Origin of the sequence: Nostoc sp. (assembly GCF_036917235.1) — a bacterium.
Classification (GTDB): Bacteria; Cyanobacteriota; Cyanobacteriia; order Cyanobacteriales; family Nostocaceae; genus Nostoc.
Genome location: NZ_JBALDU010000081.1, coordinates 57,837 through 77,064 on the forward strand (window position 1 = coordinate 57,837; position 19,228 = coordinate 77,064).

Consider the following 19,228-nt stretch of genomic DNA (forward strand, 5'->3'; position numbering starts at 1 on the left):
TGTCCTTTATCCTTTGTCCTTTGTCATTAGTCATTTGTCCTTTGTTATTCACTAATGACAAATGACTAATGACTAATGACTGATGTTTAATTCAAACTGCTAAATAGCGCCGCAAAAAATTTTCTAATGTCTCTAATTGGAAGTTAAAAATCGCCTCTAAATTGGCAATTTCATCTTTTGTGCAGAAAAATTCATTTGCTAGCAATGTGCGATAAGTTCCCAAAGCTTTTTGGATTTTGGGATTAAATAAACCCAATGCACCCTGTAACCCATCAATGACAAATAGGGGTGAGTTAATTATTACTGGTTCTTTGGCGAAAATCCGACCAAAAATCCGGGGAATATCTTCTCGCAATAAAATCTCCGGCCCTCCGACGGGTAAAATTTGGTTGCGAGCGCCTTCAACTGTCACAGAATCTACAACCATCCTTGCCAAATCATCAGTACTGACAATTGAGGTACGGTTTTTGCGATCGCCAACAAGCAGATATAATCCCGTTTCCCGAAATCTTTCTACCAGTGGCAGCAAGTTAGATGCTAATCCAGATGGGCGTAAAATAGTGTAATTTAAGCCACTAGCTGCCAAATATCGCTCTACTGCTCGTTTAGCTTTGAAAACGGGAGCATCTTCATAACCGCGATCGGCTCCCAGTACGGAAATGAAGACAAAATGCTCTACGCCATTGGCTTTTGCTTGGTCAATAAGTTCAATATTGGCGCGGTAATCTAAAGATAGGGCATCGCTATCAGAACCGTGGGCGCTGATAATATACCGCACGCCCTGACTAGCTTTCTGGATATATTTTTCCTCTAGCAAGTCACCGATAAAGATTTCTGCACCCCTGTGTTCTAACTCGCTATAGCGCGAGGTAAGGCGGACAAATGCCCGCACAGATTGTTCTCGTTGTCGTAGGAGTCGCACAACTCTGCGACCAATTCCTCCCGTTGCTCCAGTTACCAGAAACATACAAATACCTAAATTGAATAGTTACAGCGTTTATAGTTGTCAAAATTCTCGATATATGCTCAAAACCCATTGAGCAATACTTAAAAAGAGATATGAGCATATTTTTATACTTTGTTACCATGCTCAAGATAGTCTCACGCCAATAAGTCACACCTTATTCATTTTAATACTCTAAAAATGATCCCCCATATTTTTGTAGATGTCGCGGATAGAGTAATAGGAGGGTGCAACACGAAAAAGGGGGATGTCGGGGATGCAGAGGAGGCAAAACAATGAATAAAGAAGCAATTAAAGAAAGATCGTAAGAGTTTTGCCGTCGTGCAATCCAAGAAGCATTAGATAAAGATGAGAAAAGTAATCTTAAAGGAATAGTTGTCATAACTGTGAGAATTACTGGTATGAGTCAGCAATCAAGCATATTGCTTTCTTAATATGCTTGATTACTTGCGGAAAACACCAAAATGAGAAAGCAAACTGGGGTTTGAATCAGTCAAACGTTATTTTACTTGTGGAAAACACCAAAACGAGAAAGCAAACCGGGATTTGAATAAGTCAAACGTCATCTTACTTGCGGAAAACACTGAAATGAGAAAGCAAACACAGCTTTTGAGTAAGCAAACTGGGGTTTGAGTAAGTCAAATGCAATTTTGCTTATTAAATTAGACTTTATTTATATATTTTTTCGATAAATTAACTAGTACAACACGGCGGAAAGAAACCACCCATTGCAAATCAATGAAATGCTTATGCTATATTCATTTTTAATTTTTAATTCCGCCTTGCGGTACTAGTTATTGTCCATCGTGACTTTTTCGGCTTATTCCCTGGCTTGGACTGTGGTCGGATATTTCTTGCAAAATCCTCAGTATTTAGCAGCGTATTCATTTGCAATAAACCTTTTTAACTGTCGCTTGTAGGACAAGGAACAGACTTTTTACCTGACCAATCTGTAAGAGTATTTTTATCTTTATAATGCCGGGGAGTTTTCAGCAGTAAATACCAAGCTTCTCCAGCATCCAATAAATTCAAGTTTTCAGAATAGTGAGATTCTAACAAATCCCTAACTATAACATAATAGTCCGAGTTCATTCCTGGAAAAATATGATGTTCAGTGTGGTGAGAAAAATTTAAATGCAACAAGTCAAATATTTTGTAAACACGGAGAGACATACTATTAATTAGTGGGTCATTAACGTTGGTCATCGGACAAAGTAAATGATTTGTATAAATATAAAAAATTACTCCAGCATAACCAATTGCAATCGGTAAAAAGTAACCAAGTATAAGTTTTATGGGGTCAAATTGGAGATAGATTAGGATACTCAGATGAATCATTATCATCATCAATAATTCCCCTGCGATCGCTCGACGATCCTTAGCACTGACTGTAAATGCAGCAGGAACATAATCGACGGATTCATGATTGAAAAACAGCACAGATGTTAGATTGCGAAAAGTATGTACTCCCCAAGCAGAAGTCATTCCCACTATGAACCATATAGGATTGACTTCAGTAGAAGGCACAAATAAGTCCTGAATCCATTTTCCCCAGGTTGAAGATTGTTCATACAAGTAATTACGATCTGGGTCGCCTAAATCGTTAGTGTGATTATGATGTACTCGATTATGAACTGCTTTCCATAACGTTGGTGGCATCCACAACATTGTTAGTCCTAGAAGACCAATGATATAGATTAATCGAGGATTTTTAATTACGCTACCATGCATCAAATCGTGGGTGCTAAATAGTAAGACAACCACGCTATTGCCCATGATTATGCTTAAAGGTACATAAAGCCATAAAAGATATGGCGACCAAGAGTCTAACCGTGCCGCTATCATCCAACCTAATATCAAAATTGCCACATTAATGAACAATATAATTAACTTACTTGGATCGGGGATAAATGCTTCCGGTGGCATCAAAGAACGTAATTCTTTCGCATATATTTTCTGATGAATCAGTTTTGGCTCGGTACTAACATTCATAAATAATTGTCACCTAGATAATTTAGCTGAATTAAGTTTTGCGGTAAATCGTAGCGTTTTTAAAATCGAACGATTCAATTCACAATAGGTAAAACTCTAAATATACCACACAATATTTTTACAATAGACCTATTGGAGAATTTTGGCATCGCCCACAAGTAAGCCTCAGAATTTATTCTGAGGCTTACAATTTGAAGCTGGCTAAAATTATCATTTTAAACGCATTTTCAGCCAGAGGTAAGAGGTCTAATCTATGGAAAGCTTTCTTAAGTTACAATTCCCCTACATCTTGATAGATGCAGGGGGATAAAATAACCCACTATTTAGATTATCGATCAATTTTTGGGCGCTATTCACCGATTAATCATACCTACCGCAGATGCGATTGCACTATTTATACTTTGTGCAAGCAGCCCACTTCAAAACTATTCAGACGCTTTGTTATTAGCTCTATTAGCACGCGCCTCAGCTGAAGCCATGACCTCATCAAAATTTTCTAGCACTTCGCCAGGGAAGTTTTCCAAAACTCTCGTAGAAAGAGCAACCCGCCCTTTACCCTCATCCAAGTCAATAATTACAGCTTTAATTGGCTGACCAACTTGAAATACTTTTTCTAAAGAATCAATAAATTTTTGACTTACTTGCTTGATATGAAGTAAGGCGCTCATCCCACTTAAATCGACAAATACACCAAAAGGTTTGATGCCAGTAACTTTACCTTCCACCAGTTGACCTAGTTCTAATAAGCTGAAGTTGCTAGAACGAGTTGCTAAACGCTGGGAAAGAATGAGTTTGTTGGTGTTTTTATTAATTTCCAAAAAACCCACAGTCAGATTTTGACCTTTGAGTGCATCTAAATTATCACGCTCTGCTAGGTGCGATCGCGGAATAAATCCCCGCAAAGAAAGAATATCGACGGTGACACCACCTTTATTCACACCCATAACCCGTACTTGTACAGTTTGAGCGTTTTCCTGCATTTCAGTCAGTCGTTCCCAGATGTGCTGAATTTCCAACTGCTTTCGAGAAAGGGTAACTTGACCTTCTGCATCCTGATCTCGGATAATCAAAAACTGCATTTCCTCTTGCAATGGCAGCACTTCCGATAAATCGGTAACTGCTCTCAAAGAAGCCTCATCGCGCGGCAGAAAAGCTGACGACTTACCACCAATGTCAACGTAAGCCCCATCATGGTCAAGTTGAAAAACTTTGCCATTTACAAGCTGTCCCTTTTGAAATTGGTAGTCGTGTTTTTCTAGTGCTTTGGCAAAATCGTCCATTGTAAAGGGCGAATTGGCTGTTTGAGAAAGTTTCGATTCGGAATTCATGACTTTTGAAGATTAGTTTTTATTTGATATGGTGCAACTGAAGTTTAAATTGTCATTTGTCATTTGTCATTTGTCCTTTGTTATCACCAATGACTAATGACCAATGACGAACTTGGGTGCGTATGCTTCAGTTTAGTTGACCAAAGAGTTGTTTTACTTGCTCCCAAGCATCGACCACAGCTTTAGGATTATAACTGGCACGGTGGTCGCAGAAAAATCCGTGATCAGCTCCATCGTAGCGAAACACGCGATGAGGAATTTTATATTTTTCTAACTCTGTTGCAATCTCATCTACTTGTTCGCCTGGAATGCTAGCATCTTCTGTGCCAAAGAAGGCATAGAGAGTACCTGATATTTCTCTGGTGCGGGTGACAGTAGGAGTGCCACCTCCCTGTGTGCGGATGGTAATTCCAGCACCGTAGAAGGAAGCGGTAGCTTTAATATCAGGCAAGGTGGCTGCAAGATATGCGACATGACCGCCAAAGCAGAAGCCAATACAACCAAAACCATCTTTTTTGACTTGAGGCAGATTTTTGAGGTAGTCAATTGCTAATTGAATATCGCTCAATAACTCTGAGGCTTGAGTTTGCATGGCGTAGCTTCTGCCTGTTTCAATATCTTCGGGTGCGTATCCAGTTTCAAAGCCAGGAGCAATCCGTTGAAAAAGTGCAGGTGCGATCGCAACATACCCAAGTTGGGCAATCCGTTCTGTAACTTCCCGAATGTGAACGTTAACACCAAAAATCTCTTGTAATACTACAACTCCTGGGTAAGATCCAGGTTCTTTTGGTTCTGCAAGATAAGCAGACACTTGAATATTATCTTGCAAAAGATTAATCGTTGTGGTAGTTGTTGCTTGCTCTGTCATAATAATTTTTACCAGTGCTATGTGATTAGCCGTGTGTTTATTTGATATAACTATGCCAGTATGCCTAGCTTTTTTCTAATTAAATTATCAATTACGAATAGTGAGCGCATTAGAAATTTGTATCAGAAAAACTTTATATGTAAATAAACATATTTGAGACGTAGCAAATGTAGCTGGTAACAGAAGAAGGGCTGAGTTAAAAGTGTTGAGTATAAAAGCAACACTTAATACTTAAACCTCAGCATTCATTAGCACTAAATATTCAGGAGGTTTGGTGATGATTCAATTCCGTATTCAGCCAGACAGCGAAATTCCCGCATCAACCCAGCTGTTTAATCAAATCCGATTTGCGATCGCTTCTCGGCAATATCCCCCCGCTTACAAATTACCAAGCACACGGGCGCTGGCAATGCAAACAGGGTTACACCGCAACACCATAAGTAAAGTTTACCGTCAACTAGAGGAAGACGGATTTGTTGAAAGTATGGCTGGTTCGGGTATTTATGTTCGCGCCCAAGGTCATGAGGGCGGTAGCAGGCTGCAATCACCAATTCTCAAACAAAATCCTGATACATATCAAGTTGTCCAGCAAGCACTTGACGAGTTACTCTCCCAAGGATGCTCACTGAATCAAGCTAGAGAGCTATTTTTAGCGGAAATTGACTGGCGCTTGCGTTGTAGTGCGCGGGTACTGGTTGCAGTTCCATCTTATGACATGGGTGCTGGAGAGTTGATGGTATATGAATTAGAACGCTCGCTAAAAATTCCAGTCCAGTTGGTAGCAATGGAAGAATTAACCGCTGTGTTAGATAAAACTACCTCTGCGACAGTAGTCACAAGTCGGTATTTTATCAGTAATGTGGAAGCGATCGCAGCTCCAAAAGCTGCACGAGTAATTCCTCTCGATATCTACGACTACAGCAAAGAACTTAGCCTATTGAAAACCCTACCAAAAGAAAACTGTGTTGGGATAGTTAGCCTCAGTTCCGGGATTGCACGAGCAGCAGAAGTCATCCTCCACGGTTTGCGGGGTGATGAACTATTGGTGATGACTTCGCAGCCAAAAGATGCTTATAAACTCCAGGCAATGGTTAAGCGGGCTGAGGTAATCATCAGCGACCAAGCCAGTTTTGCGGCAGTACAAGCAGCCGTACAAGCATCTGATGAAGATATTATTCGTCCACCAAAGTTGATTAAGGTTGAAAATTATATCGGCGCTAACTCGATTAACTTGCTCAAACGAGAACTGGGTTTAAGTTAATCTCAAGATAATTCTACCAACATCTTTGAGAGCAACTAAATACAGGAGGGATGGGATAGTGCAGATTGTGATTGTGGGCGCAGGCCCAACAGGTGTAACCCTTGCCTTGCTCCTTGTAAAACGTCGTATTGCTGTAACGTTAATTGAAGCAGCAAAGGACTTTCATCGTGTATTTCGCGGTGAAGGATTAATGCCCAGTGGTTTAGAAGCCCTAGAGGAAATGGGTCTATCGGCGTTGTTGGAGCATATTCCCCATCGACAACTCGACGCGTGGGAATTCATTCTAGAGGACAAACAGTTGTTTCGAGTTGATGAACCAATGGGGGCAACCCGACCCTGTACACTAATTTCACAACCACCGCTACTCAAAGCACTGATTTCGGAAGCTCAAACCAATGATGGGTTTGAATTCATCCAGGGTGTTCCGGTCAAGGATTTGCTGTGGAGTAATCAACGTGTAGCAGGTGTAGTACTGAGCGATGGGAGAGAATTTACTGCTGACCTAGTAATTGGGGCAGATGGTCGAAATTCTCTTGTGCGACAACGTATAGGATTGGAATTGGTACGTCAGCCCAAAAATATTGATATCCTCTGGTTTAAACTTGCCGCCAGCCCTGAGTTTGCAGCCGATAATGTGTTTCGTACTATTGTAAATGGCGATCGCGTATTTACCATTTTTCATGGAGCAGAATCAGGAAAACTGCATCTAGCTTGGGTAATGTCCGCAACCGAAAACACTGACTCCAAGCAAACCAACTGGGCAGAGATTTTTGCCTCACTATCACCCTCATGGCTAGCAGAGCATTTCCGTAATCATGCAGACACCATCGAATCTCCCATTCGGCTTTCTGTTGTGGTTGGTTATTATTGTCCACAATGGCACGCACCAGGAGTATTACTTCTGGGTGACGCTGCACACCCAATGTCTCCTGTCCGCGCTCAAGGAATTAATTTAGCATTGCGTGATGTGATTGTCGCTGCTAATCATCTTGTGCCGTTGTTACAGAGAGAAACTGAACACCAAGATATTGACACGGCACTATCGCACATCCAAGCAGAACGTGAGGCAGAAATTATCCGCGCCCAGCAACTTCAGTTAGCGGAAGCTAGACAAGGCGAATTATTGCCAAAAAATGCACTGCTGCGATCGCTATTAATTCAACTTGCTCCCTTGCTCCGTAAAACAATTAAAAAGTCTTGGTTAAAGCGACAATATAAAATGCGTCAAGGTATCACACAGGTACAGTTAACTGTCTAAAAAACCGCCATCAGTTATCCGACTTGTGGTTTTGCCGTGTTAATTTGCAAAAACTCTTGTACCTGTTGCATATAAGTTGGCGCATCTTCCAACATTGGGAAATGCGCTGTGTTAGGAATCATCACAAATTCCACTTTGTCATTCAATGCAGCCGCTTGACGCCCCATCTCGGCTGGAATAATCTTGTCGTACTCCCCTGCTACAAGTAGAGTCGGCACTGTCAGCTTGGCAAACTCTTGCGGCATCACTTCAGATTGAGCCTTACTAACTGAAGTAAAAATTGTTCCTAAAGCCGCATCGTAATCTGCTTCGAGAAAATCTTCCAAAAAAGCTTGCCGCTCAGAATGTGGTATGGAACTATATAAAAATCTAGCCATAAACATTCGGTCAACAAATGGAATTTTGCTTAACCATTTGGGACGGAATTTCACTACATAGCCACCAAATTTATGAAAAGCACTAAAAGATTTTTCGTCGTACTCAAAAATGCCGCTACAGGTTAAAATTCCTCGTTCTACTCGTTCGGGATAGCGGTTAAAAAATAAAGTAGCAACAGAAGCGCCCATCGAATGAGCATTGATATAAACACGCTGAAGATGTAACCCATCTAGCAAACCTGCCAAATCATCAGCGTATTCCTCTAATTCATAGGTTAACTCTCTGATTGCCTGTGATTCCTGGGGGGATTTAGATTCGGCAACAGCTTCACTTGCTTCGGCTATGGTTGGCTTCCCACCAGAACGGCCAAATCCCCGCATATCGTAGAGTAAACAATCAAATTGCTCTGATAAAGCATCAGCAGTATTTTGCCAATATCTAGCCGAACCAGCCCAACCATGCATGAAAACCATCACTGGTTTTACCAAAGAACCGGATGGTTTTTTCACCCATTCGTAGTAATGCTCAACGCCACGAACATTAATATAAGGCATTAGTCATTTGTCCTTTGTCAGTTGTCATTAGTCCCTGGTATATGGTTATTATTCCTTATTTTTTGACCAATGACTAATGACCAATACAACTCTTGGAGAGGCTGCACTTAGACTACGCTCAGTGCCTACGCCAACGACTAAGCGGTAGTTGAGCGGAGTCGAAACTCAGTACAAGTGACTAATGACTATTAAGCTGATTCTGGCTTCGGTAGTGAAGACGGATGTATTATCAGTTCAGCAGTCGATCGCTTCTCGACCATTTCCCGTGTTACTGTACAGCGTGTCACATCCTTACGGGATGGTAACTCATACATTACATCCAGCATTAGTTCTTCGACAATACCACGTAATGCTCTCGCACCAGTTTTACGGCGGTAAGCTTCTTGAGCGATCGCTCGTAAAGCATCTGCTTTAAAATCTAACTGGACATTATCCATCTTCAGCAGCTTTTGGTACTGCTTCACTAGGGCGCTGCGTGGTTGGGTGAGAATCGCCATCAGCGCTTCTTCATCTAGCGGATCTACTACTGCTACCATTGGCATCCGCCCAATAAATTCTGGAATCAGGCCAAATTTTACTAAATCATCCGGTTCTAGATGGCGAAGCGTGTCTGCTGCTCGTTTTTCCTTCGATTGGCCTTCACCCGGTTGCACAAAGCCGATTGCTTTTTTGCCAACTCTTTGATCTACAATCTTTTCTAAGCCTACGAAGGCACCACCACAGACGAACAAAATATTACTTGTATCAATCTGGATGCAGTCTTGATAAGGATGCTTGCGCCCTCCTTGGGGTGGTACATTAGCGATCGTTCCCTCTAACATTTTCAGCAAGGCTTGCTGCACGCCTTCGCCAGAAACATCACGGGTAATTGACGTGTTCTCGCTCTTACGAGCAATTTTGTCAATTTCGTCAATGTAAATAATTCCCCGTTGCGCTTCTTCTATATCCAAATCTGCCACCTGTAAGAGTCGCAGCAAGATATTTTCCACGTCTTCTCCCACATACCCTGCTTCCGTCAGCGTTGTCGCATCGGCTACGGCAAAGGGTACATCGAGGATTTTCGCTAGAGTTTGCGCTAAGAGAGTTTTGCCGCAACCAGTCGGGCCAATTAACAAGATATTGGACTTTTGCAGTTCGATGGCATCATCTGACCCAGGTTTGCCACTGGCCTTAGACTGAATTACTGCCAGCCGCTTGTAGTGATTGTAAACAGCTACTGACAGAACTTTCTTCGCTTCGTCTTGACCAATGACGTGTTCGTCTAGATACTTTTTAATCTCTCTTGGCTTGGGTATTTGATTAAACGAAATACTAGCAGAGTGAGTACGCCGTTTTTCAGGTGGCTCTGCTCTTGGTGCTGGTTGTGCTGCCGCACCATTAGTATCGAGTAACTCCTCGTCTAGTATTTCATTACACAAGTCAACGCATTCATCGCAGATGTAGACTCCCGGCCCTGCGATTAATTTACGCACCTGCTCTTGAGACTTGCCACAAAATGAACATTTCAAATGGGAGTCGTACTTAGACATACCAGCCTCTTATTTCAGAATGGTGACGTTTTCCCCTGCTACGGGAAGATTTTGCCTGGAAATGACCTGATCAATCAAACCGTAGTTTTTTGCCTCTTCAGCCGACATAAAAAAGTCGCGCTCAGTATCTGCTTCAAGTCTTTCTAAGGGTTGACCAGTATGGTGAGCCATTAACTGATTCAACTTAGCCTTAACGTAAAGAATTTCTCTGGCTTGAATTTCAATGTCAATGGCTTGACCTTGAGCGCCACCAAGTGGTTGGTGAATCATAATCCGGGAGTCGGGCAGAGACATTCGCTTACCGGCAGCTCCTGCTGTCAACAAAAATGCCCCCATGCTCGCGGCTAATCCAAAACAGATGGTAACAACATCAGGGCGAATTTGCTGTATTGTATCATAGATTGCCATCCCTGCGTAGACGGAGCCGCCAGGAGAATTAACATACAGTTGGATGTCTTTTTCTGAGTCTTCGGCGTCTAGGAATAACAACTGAGCCACAATTGAGTTGGCTACGGCATCGTCTATTGGCGTTCCTAAAAAGATAATCCGCTCTCGCAGCAGGCGGGAGTAGATGTCGAAAGCTCTTTCTCCCATGCCAGATTGCTCTATCACCATCGGTACGATGTTGCTAGGGCTGCTTAACTGGGAGTTAATGTTTATTCGACTTAAGTTGCTGATTGGGGAATTTCCCGACTGCGATTCAAGCATACAAGCTTTCTTTGACGATTATTTAGGACAAATGTTTCAGCAGCGGATGCTGCCTTTTCAACGAATGGAATTTTTATAAGCTACGTGTTAACCATTATGCCTCATATAATTTCCTCTCGTGTAACACAGTATCAAGCTCAAGTGATAACAGGTGTCACTATTTGCCGAAAATTCATTAATTCTTTAATTATTTTGACTTCATCCCTGAGTTATGGGGCATTGGGCATGAGGCATGGGGCATTAGTTATTTTTTCCTCTACTTCCTCATCTCCCTTACCTTACCCATTTCACCAGTACTTTAACTCAGAACTGGTGAACTCATGGTTGTGGGATTTTTTATTATCCTTCTGTGACTTCTGTAGAAGCTTCGCTGTTTTCTTCCTCAGTCTGAGGTGCATCAGCATCAGATTCTGCGTCTTCAGTTTCTTCTGCGGGACTCAAGGAACCTTCTGGTACAAGTTCAACTGATGAGTGTTCTAAGAGCCAATCGATGATTTTTTCGGTTAACAGTTCGTTTTCCACGATTGAGCGCAGTCTATCTTCATCAACGTCTTGTTCCTCCGAGTATTGCTCCAAAAGTTCTGTGACTCTGGCTGCGATTTCTTCTGGTGTTACCTCGATAGATTCGCGTTTCCCGATTTCCCGCAAGGATAAGGAGCGTTTGATGCGTTCAATTGCTTCAGTACGCGATCGCTCCCGCAATTGCGGAATAATATCTTGAGTAAACAGCTTTCTCACATCCAATCCCTGCTGAGACAGCCGCATTGCTGTTTGCGTTAGCATCGCATCCACTTCTTGCTCAATCAAAGTTGCTGGTAAGTCAACTTCTACGTGCTTGAGCAATTCCATTAACAAAGCTTCCTGCTTATTGGTTTTTGTTTTGTCGTCCGCCTCTTTCTGATATCGCTCTACCAAAGAAGCGCGTAACTCCTCCAAGGTTTCAAAATCGCTGATTTCCTGGGCTAAATCGTCATTTATTTCTGGTAGTTCCTTTTCTTTGATTTCTTTGAGCGTCACGGTGAAAGTTGCCGCTTTTCCAGCTAATTCTTCATTAGCATAAGGATCTGGGAACTGTGCTGCAATTTCTTTGGTTTCTTCAGGATTCATCCCGACTATTCCCGAAATAAAGCCTGGAATAAACTTATCTTCCTGCAACTCAACTTGAAAATCAGTTGCTTCGGCTCCGGGAATCGGTTCTAGTTCAGCTGTTTCGTCTTCGCCCTCAACTCTGGCGAATGAACCCTTAAAATCAACTACAGCAATATCGCCAATTTGGGCTGTACGTCCTTCCACAGGAATCAATGTCGCCAATTCTTGACGTTCTTTATCCAGAGTGTTCTCCACTCGCTCTGGATCGTACTTCACTTCTTCGGCTTTGGCTTGCAAATCAGTGTACTGCACTAGATTCACTTCTGGTTCTACATCGACAGCAGCCGAAATCGTCAGGGGTTTTCCAGGTTCATAATTATTAATCAATTCCTCAAAAGAGGAGCGCAATTGCGGCTGACCGATTGCTGGGATGGCTTCTTGTTTGACTGCTTGCTCAATACCATCTTGAATTAGTTCTTCCAGCGCCGCTGCCTTGATTCGAGTTGTACCCAGCCGTTGTAGTAATATCGGCCGAGGCACCTTGCCTTTACGAAACCCAGGAATATTGGCAGTACTCGCTAAGTTTTTAATGACCTGTTCGTAAGTTTGCTTGGTAATTTCTGGCGTAATCTCTATTTCCAGGCCAATTTGGCTGGCGGGAAGTTTTTCCTGGGTGACTTTCATGCTTCGTCTCTAGTTTTCTGGTATTTTATACTCCGATTACACACAAAACGCAATAAAATAATTGTTTGCGTTTATGGGTTGATGTCTCTTAGGGGTAAGGGGAGTTTGCCAAAAGGTCTTGTGACATCCAATAATGGATGTTTGTCCTGGGGCAAAGATCCAGTTTACTGCCAATTATCAAGGACTTGACATTTTACCTTCATAATAATTTGGTTAATGGGGCATTGGGATTAGGGGGGAGGTGATAGGTGGTAGAGAATAAATCTGTACCCTGTAACCTGTAGCCTATTCCCTTCTTCACTTCCCTCTCACTCTAAAACTTGGGAATTAATTATTCAGTGGGCTAATGCCGTGATATCCTGGTTCTCAAAGAGTGGTTAGTACCCCCAAGTTAAAGTTATAGTATTGAGTCTAGCTATTATCTAGCTATTATTAATTTGTTTATGGTAGATGGTAGGAAAGTGCATCTGTTACTTAACCGCATAGCTCAGTTTTACGTTGTGCTAGCTTTATGCATTTAGATCCTAGTATATTCATCATCTTAGTAAGCAAGTTTGCAACCAATACATTTGTTTCTTTACAGGTAGGATGCTTGTTAAACGCAACTCCTAAGTGCAGATATCTCCGCTATTCTGATAAATGGCGTTTTGCTGTATAATATATAATAGTTATAGTTAAAATCGATGAAAAAAATAAATCAGCGTTATTTTAAAATGCAACATCACTTAACTTAATTAAACAACCAAAAAAATAAATGTATTAAATATCTAAAGATAGACTAAATTAAAGAAAAATCTAAACCTATTAAAAAAAATATTTTCAGACTGTGATCGCTATCTAACATATAACTAAATTGTCAATTGTTCCAATAAATTGCAGATTAAGTCTCTTATAAGGAGGAAGCAAGTTTGTCAAAATCCTATCGTTTAGCTATTTTGGGAGCGACTGGTGCAGTAGGCACAGAGTTGCTGGAATTATTAGAAAGTCGTAATTTTCCGGTTGCTGACTTGAAGTTATTGGCATCAGAGCGGAGTGTTGGGCGATCGCTACGGTTTAAAGGTGAAAATATACCAATAGAGTCAGTAAGCGATCGCGCTTTTGAAAATGTCGAGATAGTACTAGCTAGTGCAGGTGGTTCCACATCCAAAACTTGGGCAGCAGTTGCTGTGGAAAAGGGCGCAGTAGTAATTGACAACTCCAGTGCCTTTCGGATGAACCCGGAAGTTCCCTTAGTAGTGCCAGAGGTGAATCCCCAAGCCGCAGCGCATCACCAAGGCATTATTGCAAACCCCAACTGCACAACGATTTTAATGGCTGTGGCAGTCTGGCCATTGCATAAAGTTAAACCAGTGCAACGCATCGTCGCTGCAACCTACCAATCTGCTAGTGGTGCGGGTGCTAGGGCAATGGCAGAAGTCAAAACCCAAACAAGCGCTATACTACAAGGACAGCTACCGATTGCCGAAATATTGCCTTACCCATTGGCATTTAATTTATTCCCGCATAACTCCCCATTAAACGATTTGGGTTATTGTGAGGAAGAAATGAAAATGGTCAACGAAACCCGAAAAATATTTGGTACGCAGCAAATCAGAATCACTGCAACCTGTATACGGGTTCCCGTACTCCGCGCCCACTCAGAAGCCATTAATTTAGAATTTGAGACTCCCTTTAGCGCTAAGGAAGCCAGAGAAATTTTAAATTCCTCCCCTGGAGTAAAATTGGTAGAAGATTGGGGAACGAATCATTTTCCGATGCCAATAGAAGCAACCGGTCGAGATGAAGTTTTAGTGGGAAGGATTCGCCAGGATATTTCTCATCCTTGTGGCTTGGAATTATGGTTGTGTGGCGACCAAATCCGCAAAGGTGCAGCATTAAATGCAGTACAAATAGCTGAGTTGTTAGTAGAGAAAAATCTACTCAAACCATTAGCTATTAGTCATTAGTCATTGGTCATTGGTAAAGTGACAAAGGACAAATGACTAATGACACTTGAAAGCAATTTGCAGATAGGTTATTACAATAGAGAACCACCAAGATATAAAAACATGGGTAATCAGGAGTGAAAAAAGGGTGGGAGATTTTGGCAATGTTTTAACCGCTATGATTACGCCATTTAAAGCAGATGGTAGTGTCAACTATGATGTAGCGGCAGAACTGGCGGCGCATCTAGCTAATAACGGTACAGATACACTGGTGATGTGCGGCACAACCGGAGAATCCCCGACACTAAGTTGGGATGAAGAATACCAGTTGTTTGTCGAGGTATTGCAGTCCGTGGCCGGAAAAGCCAAGGTAATCGCAGGTTGTGGATCGAATTCCACTAAAGAAGCGATCGCAGCCACCCAAAAAGCGTCTAAAATAGGAGTACATGGTTCCTTACAAGTTGTTCCTTATTACAACAAACCGCCACAAGCGGGATTGGAAGCGCACTTTAAGGCAATAGCACAAGCCTGTCCCGACTTACCGTTGTTGTTATATAATGTCCCCGGTCGTACCGGACAAAACCTTCAGCCAGAAACAGTTGCCCGGTTAGCTGAGGTTAGCAATATTGTCGGAATTAAAGAATCCACTGGTAATATAGATCAGGCAAGCGAAATTCGTCGCTTGACACCAAAAGAATTCCACATCTATTCTGGTGATGATTACATGACTTTGCCCTTGTTAGCGATCGGGGCAAAGGGTGTGGTAAGTGTGGCTTCTCATCTGGTAGGAAACCAACTACAGCAGATGATTCAAGCTTTTAGTGCGGGGAAAATTGAGGTAGCAAGCGACATTCATCTCAAACTCTTCCCGTTGTTTAAAGCTCTGTTTCTCACTTCAAATCCCATTCCAGTGAAAAAAGCACTGCAACTTCAAGGTTGGGAGGTCGGTTCAACTCGTCCGCCGCTATGTGAAGCTGATTTAGAAGTCAGTCAAAAATTAGAAGCGGTTCTGAAAGAACTTAGTTTAATTTAACCACCAACTTATTTAAATGCTGGTAGTCTCCTCCTTGTCAAAGATACATATAAATAACGATCGTAATTGTTCACAAGTTGCAATTTAAAAACCTGTGCCAGGACTGATAGATATATTATGAATCCTTGAGTCTTACAGTTGATTTTATTGAATAAAAAATTGAAATCTTCAATTAAAACTTGATTGCTTTGGGACTGACTTAAGAGACAGATTATGTTGTCTTAAATACAAGTTCGTTAACTATCAACTTAATTAACCACAAGTAACAATCTAAGGAGAAAATGGCTAAAAACGAAGCTAATAATTCCGCCTTGAAAATTATTCCTTTGGGCGGTTTGCATGAAATTGGTAAAAATACCTGTCTTTTTGAGTATGACGATGAAATAATCTTATTAGATGCAGGATTGGCTTTTCCCACAGAGGCGATGCATGGGGTAAATATTGTTTTACCAGATACGACTTATCTGCGGGAAAATCGCCACAAAATTAAAGGGATGATCGTTACTCATGGTCATGAAGATCATATTGGTGGGATTGCCTTTCATCTCAAGCAATTTGATATCCCGGTGATTTATGGGCCCAGGCTAGCAATGGCAATGCTAGAGGGTAAATTAGAAGAAGCAGGAGTCCGCGATCGCACAGAAATCAGAACTGTTCTACCCCGTGATGTAGTACGCATTGGCAAAAACTTTTTAGTTGAATATATCCGTAATACCCACTCCATCGCTGATAGTTTCACTGTTGCCATTCATACTCCCCTGGGTGTAGTCATTCACACAGGGGATTTTAAAATTGATCACACCCCAGTGGATGGTGAAAAGTTTGACTTGCAACGCCTAGCAGAACATGGAGAAAAAGGCGTTCTGTGCCTCCTAAGTGATTCTACTAATGCCGAGACGCCAGGATTTACACCTTCAGAACGTTCAGTTTATCCGAATCTGGAGAGAGTATTTAGTCAAGCTACAGGGCGATTATTCGTCACGACCTTTGCTTCTAGCGTCCATCGCATCAACATGATTTTGGATATCGCCAAAAAGCAAAATCGTGTAGTGACGATTGTGGGGCGTTCCATGCTCAACTTGATTGCTCATGCCCGCAATTTAGGTTACATCAAGTGTGAAGATAACCTGCTGCAACCATTGCACGCGGTTCGTAATCTACCTGATGAAAAAGTACTAATTTTAACTACAGGTTCTCAGGGTGAAACGATGGCAGCAATGACCCGCATTGCTAACAAAGAACATCCTCACATTAAAATCCGCCAAGGAGATACCGTAGTATTCTCTGCTAACCCAATTCCCGGAAATACGATCGCTGTAGTCAACACCATTGATAAATTAATGATTCAGGGTGCCAAAGTGATCTATGGTCGGGATAAAGGGATTCACGTCTCCGGTCACGGCTGTCAGGAAGAACAAAAGTTGATGATTGCCTTAACTCGACCCAAATTCTTTGTGCCATTTCACGGCGAACATCGGATGCTAGTGAAGCACGCAGAAACGGCTCAGAGTATGGGCATTCCCGCAGAAAATATGATTATTATCCAGAATGGTGATATTGTCGAACTGACTGAAGATGCCATTCGCGTTGCTGGTAAAGTGCCATCTGGTATTGAATTGGTGGATACTACGAGTTCGGGTATGGTAAGTTCCAAAGTTTTACAAGAACGGCAACGCATGGCTTCAGAAGGCATTATTACCATTGCAGCAGCCATTGATTGGAATGGTAAACTGTTAGCTAAACCAGAAACTCACCTCCGGGGTGTAGTTACAAGTGTAGAGCGATCGCTGTTACAAACTTGGGTAAAACAACGCATTGAAGAAATTCTCACTGTGCGCTGGACAGAATTTGCTCCTGAGCAGGGTGAAGCAGCAGATATAGACTGGGGTGGATTGCAAGGAACTTTAGAACGAGAATTGCAACGTTCCATCCGTCGGGAATTGCAATGTCAGCCATCTGTGACTTTGTTGATGCAAATCCCTGATGAGCCACCTGTGAAAGTTGCTGATGGCAGAAGACGGCGGACTCGGACTGCTGCTCAAGTAGCATCGTAGAGAGTTTAAGGTAAAATCTCACACAGAAGCGCAGAGACGTAGAATTTTTCTAATGTCTTTGCGCTTTGATGTGAAATACATTTTCCGATCGTTGGGTATAGAAGTCGCAGTAGTTTGTATTTGCTTATAATTATAGTTAGTAGAGGCGATCGCTATGACTAAAACACCAATAAAAATTAGTACTCTTGAGGAATACATCAATTTTGATGATGGCACAGATAAGCAATATGAACTTAAGGATGGGGTGCTGGTAGAAATGCCTCCCGGTACTGGTAAGCATGAGGCAATTATCACTTTATTGTTAGTTCGCTTCTTTTTAGAAATTCAAAAAATGGGACTTCCTTTACAACCGCGTCCTAACGGTACAGAGGTATTGACCAATAAACAACCCAGGCGACCTGATATTTGTGTGATTACCAACCAACAGGCACAAAGTATTGAGAGTACTTCCACTATCCTTAAAACTGCTCCACCCCTCTTAGTTGAGGTGGTAAGTTCTGAATCTGTTGACCGGGATAACCAAAAAACCTCTGAGTATGCAGCTATTGGTGTGGTCGAGTATTGGATTGTTGACCCCTTAAAAAATAAGTTGACAGTGTGTTTGCTGGACAATAGTAGTTACAAGCAAACTGTGTTTACTGGAATCAGCAGATTATTTCTCAAACTTTCCCAGAATTAACCCTGACAGTCCAGCAAGTATTTTCAGCTTGAGCTTTTTGGCTCCTCTGCGTGAAACAAAAAAATACTGATTGCGTTCGTCGTTCGCGTAGCGTCTCGCAGAGAAGACGTTGCCGAAGGCATCGCCTAAATCTTGCAATGTTCAACTTGGTAGTGCGATCTAATTTGTTAGGTTGCTGTTGCCTCAAGCAACTCCAACCAATATCTCCTCATTTTTCTCGGCTGCTGAAAGATACAAATCTTTCCACCGCTCGAAGTCGTCAAAACACGATTCATCTCTTGCAAACAGTGTTTCAGGATCGATCTGTCGAAAAATGCTGGCTCCTTCACTGACTAGCTCACGGGATATCAGTCCCAATGACTCCTCTGCTGACAATAGAGTTGGAGCAAGAGTTTGATCTCCGAACATGAGCTTTTCAACAATCTCATCGGCATTCGCAAACTTTCTTCTCGATAGCTCTTGCGACAAACGTTTCTCGATCTCAACAGATGTTTTTTCTAGTGATGCTGTTCTATCTTCAATCCCTGGATAGGCTTGACGAGTAAGCCTTAACTCAGACCGCAATTGGGCGATTACCCGATCTGCTTCTAGTTCAGATCCAAAAATCTCTTGGTGTGTTTCGATAAAATCTTCAAGGATTTCATTAATCTCTTCAGGCTCAATTTCAAAAAAGCGGAAAATGCCGCAACCATAGGGGAAAAGATAACCTACAAGGATGCTGAGTGCCTTATCACATTGAAGGCGTGCGTACAGTGTACTGGAAGGAGGAATTGCCCTGTAGAGTACAGAAACACCCATAAGCAAGCTCATCTGATGTTAACGCTTCAGACTATACAGCATTTACGGCTCTTATGAGGTACAGTAGCAGCAACTAGCAAACCAGTTTCTTAAATGTTGAGGATTTATTAAATTGAGTGCAACTGA

Annotated in this window: 16 protein-coding genes; 7 read left to right on the forward strand and 9 right to left on the reverse strand. The window is 42.0% G+C overall.

The features are described 5' to 3' along the window. Positions 1 to 91 precede the first annotated feature (91 nt). The 4 genes from V7K44_RS23565 to V7K44_RS23580 form a co-directional block, all read right to left on the reverse strand. Complete coding sequence (locus V7K44_RS23565) at positions 92 to 967, reverse strand: SDR family oxidoreductase (protein WP_334934913.1); 876 nt, start codon at positions 965 to 967, stop codon at positions 92 to 94. 900 nt (positions 968 to 1,867) lie between these two features. After that, positions 1,868 to 2,956, reverse strand: coding sequence for a fatty acid desaturase family protein (locus V7K44_RS23570; RefSeq protein ID WP_334934915.1), 1,089 nt, complete (start codon positions 2,954 to 2,956; stop codon positions 1,868 to 1,870). Between the two features lie 425 nt (positions 2,957 to 3,381). After that, positions 3,382 to 4,284, reverse strand: coding sequence for a S1 RNA-binding domain-containing protein (locus tag V7K44_RS23575; RefSeq protein WP_322738231.1), 903 nt, complete (start codon positions 4,282 to 4,284; stop codon positions 3,382 to 3,384). Between the two features lie 127 nt (positions 4,285 to 4,411). Then, entirely contained in the window at positions 4,412 to 5,152 is a 741-nt protein-coding gene (locus V7K44_RS23580) for a dienelactone hydrolase family protein (RefSeq protein WP_334934919.1), read from the reverse strand. Positions 5,153 to 5,429: 277 nt separating this feature from the next. Between V7K44_RS23580 and V7K44_RS23585 the strand changes: the two genes are divergently transcribed. Both V7K44_RS23585 and V7K44_RS23590 read left to right on the forward strand, forming a co-directional pair. Next, positions 5,430 to 6,413, forward strand: coding sequence for a GntR family transcriptional regulator (locus tag V7K44_RS23585; protein WP_334934921.1), 984 nt, complete (start codon positions 5,430 to 5,432; stop codon positions 6,411 to 6,413). Positions 6,414 to 6,468: 55 nt separating this feature from the next. Beyond that, entirely contained in the window at positions 6,469 to 7,671 is a 1,203-nt protein-coding gene (locus tag V7K44_RS23590) for an FAD-dependent monooxygenase (RefSeq protein ID WP_334934947.1), read from the forward strand. Between the two features lie 14 nt (positions 7,672 to 7,685). Here V7K44_RS23590 and V7K44_RS23595 read toward each other — a convergent pair whose 3' ends face one another. The 3 genes from V7K44_RS23595 to clpP form a co-directional block, all read right to left on the reverse strand. After that, entirely contained in the window at positions 7,686 to 8,603 is a 918-nt protein-coding gene (locus V7K44_RS23595) for an alpha/beta fold hydrolase (protein WP_334934923.1), read from the reverse strand. A gap of 188 nt (positions 8,604 to 8,791) precedes the next feature. Then, on the reverse strand, positions 8,792 to 10,132 hold the full coding sequence (gene clpX, locus V7K44_RS23600; RefSeq protein ID WP_292730369.1) for an ATP-dependent protease ATP-binding subunit ClpX: 1,341 nt from the start codon (positions 10,130 to 10,132) through the stop codon (positions 8,792 to 8,794). A 9-nt stretch (positions 10,133 to 10,141) separates the two neighbouring features. Beyond that, positions 10,142 to 10,726, reverse strand: a complete 585-nt coding sequence (gene clpP, locus V7K44_RS23605; protein WP_334934926.1) for an ATP-dependent Clp endopeptidase proteolytic subunit ClpP — start codon at positions 10,724 to 10,726, stop codon at positions 10,142 to 10,144. Here clpP and V7K44_RS23610 point away from each other — a divergent pair. Beyond that, complete coding sequence (locus V7K44_RS23610; protein ID WP_334934928.1) at positions 10,725 to 10,919, forward strand: hypothetical protein; 195 nt, start codon at positions 10,725 to 10,727, stop codon at positions 10,917 to 10,919. The two genes, clpP and V7K44_RS23610, sit on opposite strands and share 2 nt — an antisense overlap. A 260-nt stretch (positions 10,920 to 11,179) precedes the next feature. Here V7K44_RS23610 and tig read toward each other — a convergent pair whose 3' ends face one another. Continuing rightward, complete coding sequence (gene tig / locus V7K44_RS23615) at positions 11,180 to 12,613, reverse strand: trigger factor (RefSeq protein WP_334934930.1); 1,434 nt, start codon at positions 12,611 to 12,613, stop codon at positions 11,180 to 11,182. Between the two features lie 908 nt (positions 12,614 to 13,521). Between tig and V7K44_RS23620 the strand changes: the two genes are divergently transcribed. From V7K44_RS23620 to V7K44_RS23635, 4 genes are all read left to right on the forward strand, one after another. Further along, positions 13,522 to 14,559: an aspartate-semialdehyde dehydrogenase gene (locus tag V7K44_RS23620; RefSeq protein WP_334934933.1), complete on the forward strand. Its 1,038-nt coding sequence runs from the start codon at positions 13,522 to 13,524 to the stop codon at positions 14,557 to 14,559. Between the two features lie 127 nt (positions 14,560 to 14,686). Further along, complete coding sequence (dapA, locus tag V7K44_RS23625) at positions 14,687 to 15,571, forward strand: 4-hydroxy-tetrahydrodipicolinate synthase (protein WP_334934935.1); 885 nt, start codon at positions 14,687 to 14,689, stop codon at positions 15,569 to 15,571. A 281-nt stretch (positions 15,572 to 15,852) separates the two neighbouring features. Continuing rightward, positions 15,853 to 17,625: a ribonuclease J gene (locus V7K44_RS23630; protein ID WP_334934937.1), complete on the forward strand. Its 1,773-nt coding sequence runs from the start codon at positions 15,853 to 15,855 to the stop codon at positions 17,623 to 17,625. 154 nt (positions 17,626 to 17,779) lie between these two features. Then, positions 17,780 to 18,304: a Uma2 family endonuclease gene (locus tag V7K44_RS23635; protein ID WP_334934939.1), complete on the forward strand. Its 525-nt coding sequence runs from the start codon at positions 17,780 to 17,782 to the stop codon at positions 18,302 to 18,304. Between the two features lie 183 nt (positions 18,305 to 18,487). Here the strand turns inward: V7K44_RS23635 and V7K44_RS23640 are convergent, their stop codons facing one another. Further along, positions 18,488 to 19,102, reverse strand: a complete 615-nt coding sequence (locus V7K44_RS23640) for a hypothetical protein (protein WP_334934941.1) — start codon at positions 19,100 to 19,102, stop codon at positions 18,488 to 18,490. Between the last annotated feature and the right edge of the window lie 126 nt (positions 19,103 to 19,228).

Excerpts from the sequence above, each read along its gene's own strand:
- V7K44_RS23565 (WP_334934913.1), bottom strand. The coding sequence starts at position 967 with ATGTTTCTGGTAACTGGAGCAACGGGAGGAATTGGTCGCAGAGTTGTG.
- V7K44_RS23570 (WP_334934915.1), bottom strand. The coding sequence starts at position 2,956 with ATGAATGTTAGTACCGAGCCAAAACTGATTCATCAGAAAATATATGCG.
- V7K44_RS23575 (WP_322738231.1), bottom strand. The coding sequence starts at position 4,284 with ATGAATTCCGAATCGAAACTTTCTCAAACAGCCAATTCGCCCTTTACA.
- V7K44_RS23580 (WP_334934919.1), bottom strand. The coding sequence starts at position 5,152 with ATGACAGAGCAAGCAACAACTACCACAACGATTAATCTTTTGCAAGAT.
- V7K44_RS23585 (WP_334934921.1), top strand. The coding sequence starts at position 5,430 with ATGATTCAATTCCGTATTCAGCCAGACAGCGAAATTCCCGCATCAACC.
- V7K44_RS23595 (WP_334934923.1), bottom strand. The coding sequence starts at position 8,603 with ATGCCTTATATTAATGTTCGTGGCGTTGAGCATTACTACGAATGGGTG.
- clpX (WP_292730369.1), bottom strand. The coding sequence starts at position 10,132 with ATGTCTAAGTACGACTCCCATTTGAAATGTTCATTTTGTGGCAAGTCT.
- V7K44_RS23610 (WP_334934928.1), top strand. The coding sequence starts at position 10,725 with ATGCCAGATTGCTCTATCACCATCGGTACGATGTTGCTAGGGCTGCTT.
- clpP (WP_334934926.1), bottom strand. The coding sequence starts at position 10,726 with ATGGGAGAAAGAGCTTTCGACATCTACTCCCGCCTGCTGCGAGAGCGG.
- tig (WP_334934930.1), bottom strand. The coding sequence starts at position 12,613 with ATGAAAGTCACCCAGGAAAAACTTCCCGCCAGCCAAATTGGCCTGGAA.
- V7K44_RS23630 (WP_334934937.1), top strand. The coding sequence starts at position 15,853 with ATGGCTAAAAACGAAGCTAATAATTCCGCCTTGAAAATTATTCCTTTG.
- V7K44_RS23635 (WP_334934939.1), top strand. The coding sequence starts at position 17,780 with ATGACTAAAACACCAATAAAAATTAGTACTCTTGAGGAATACATCAAT.
- V7K44_RS23640 (WP_334934941.1), bottom strand. The coding sequence starts at position 19,102 with ATGGGTGTTTCTGTACTCTACAGGGCAATTCCTCCTTCCAGTACACTG.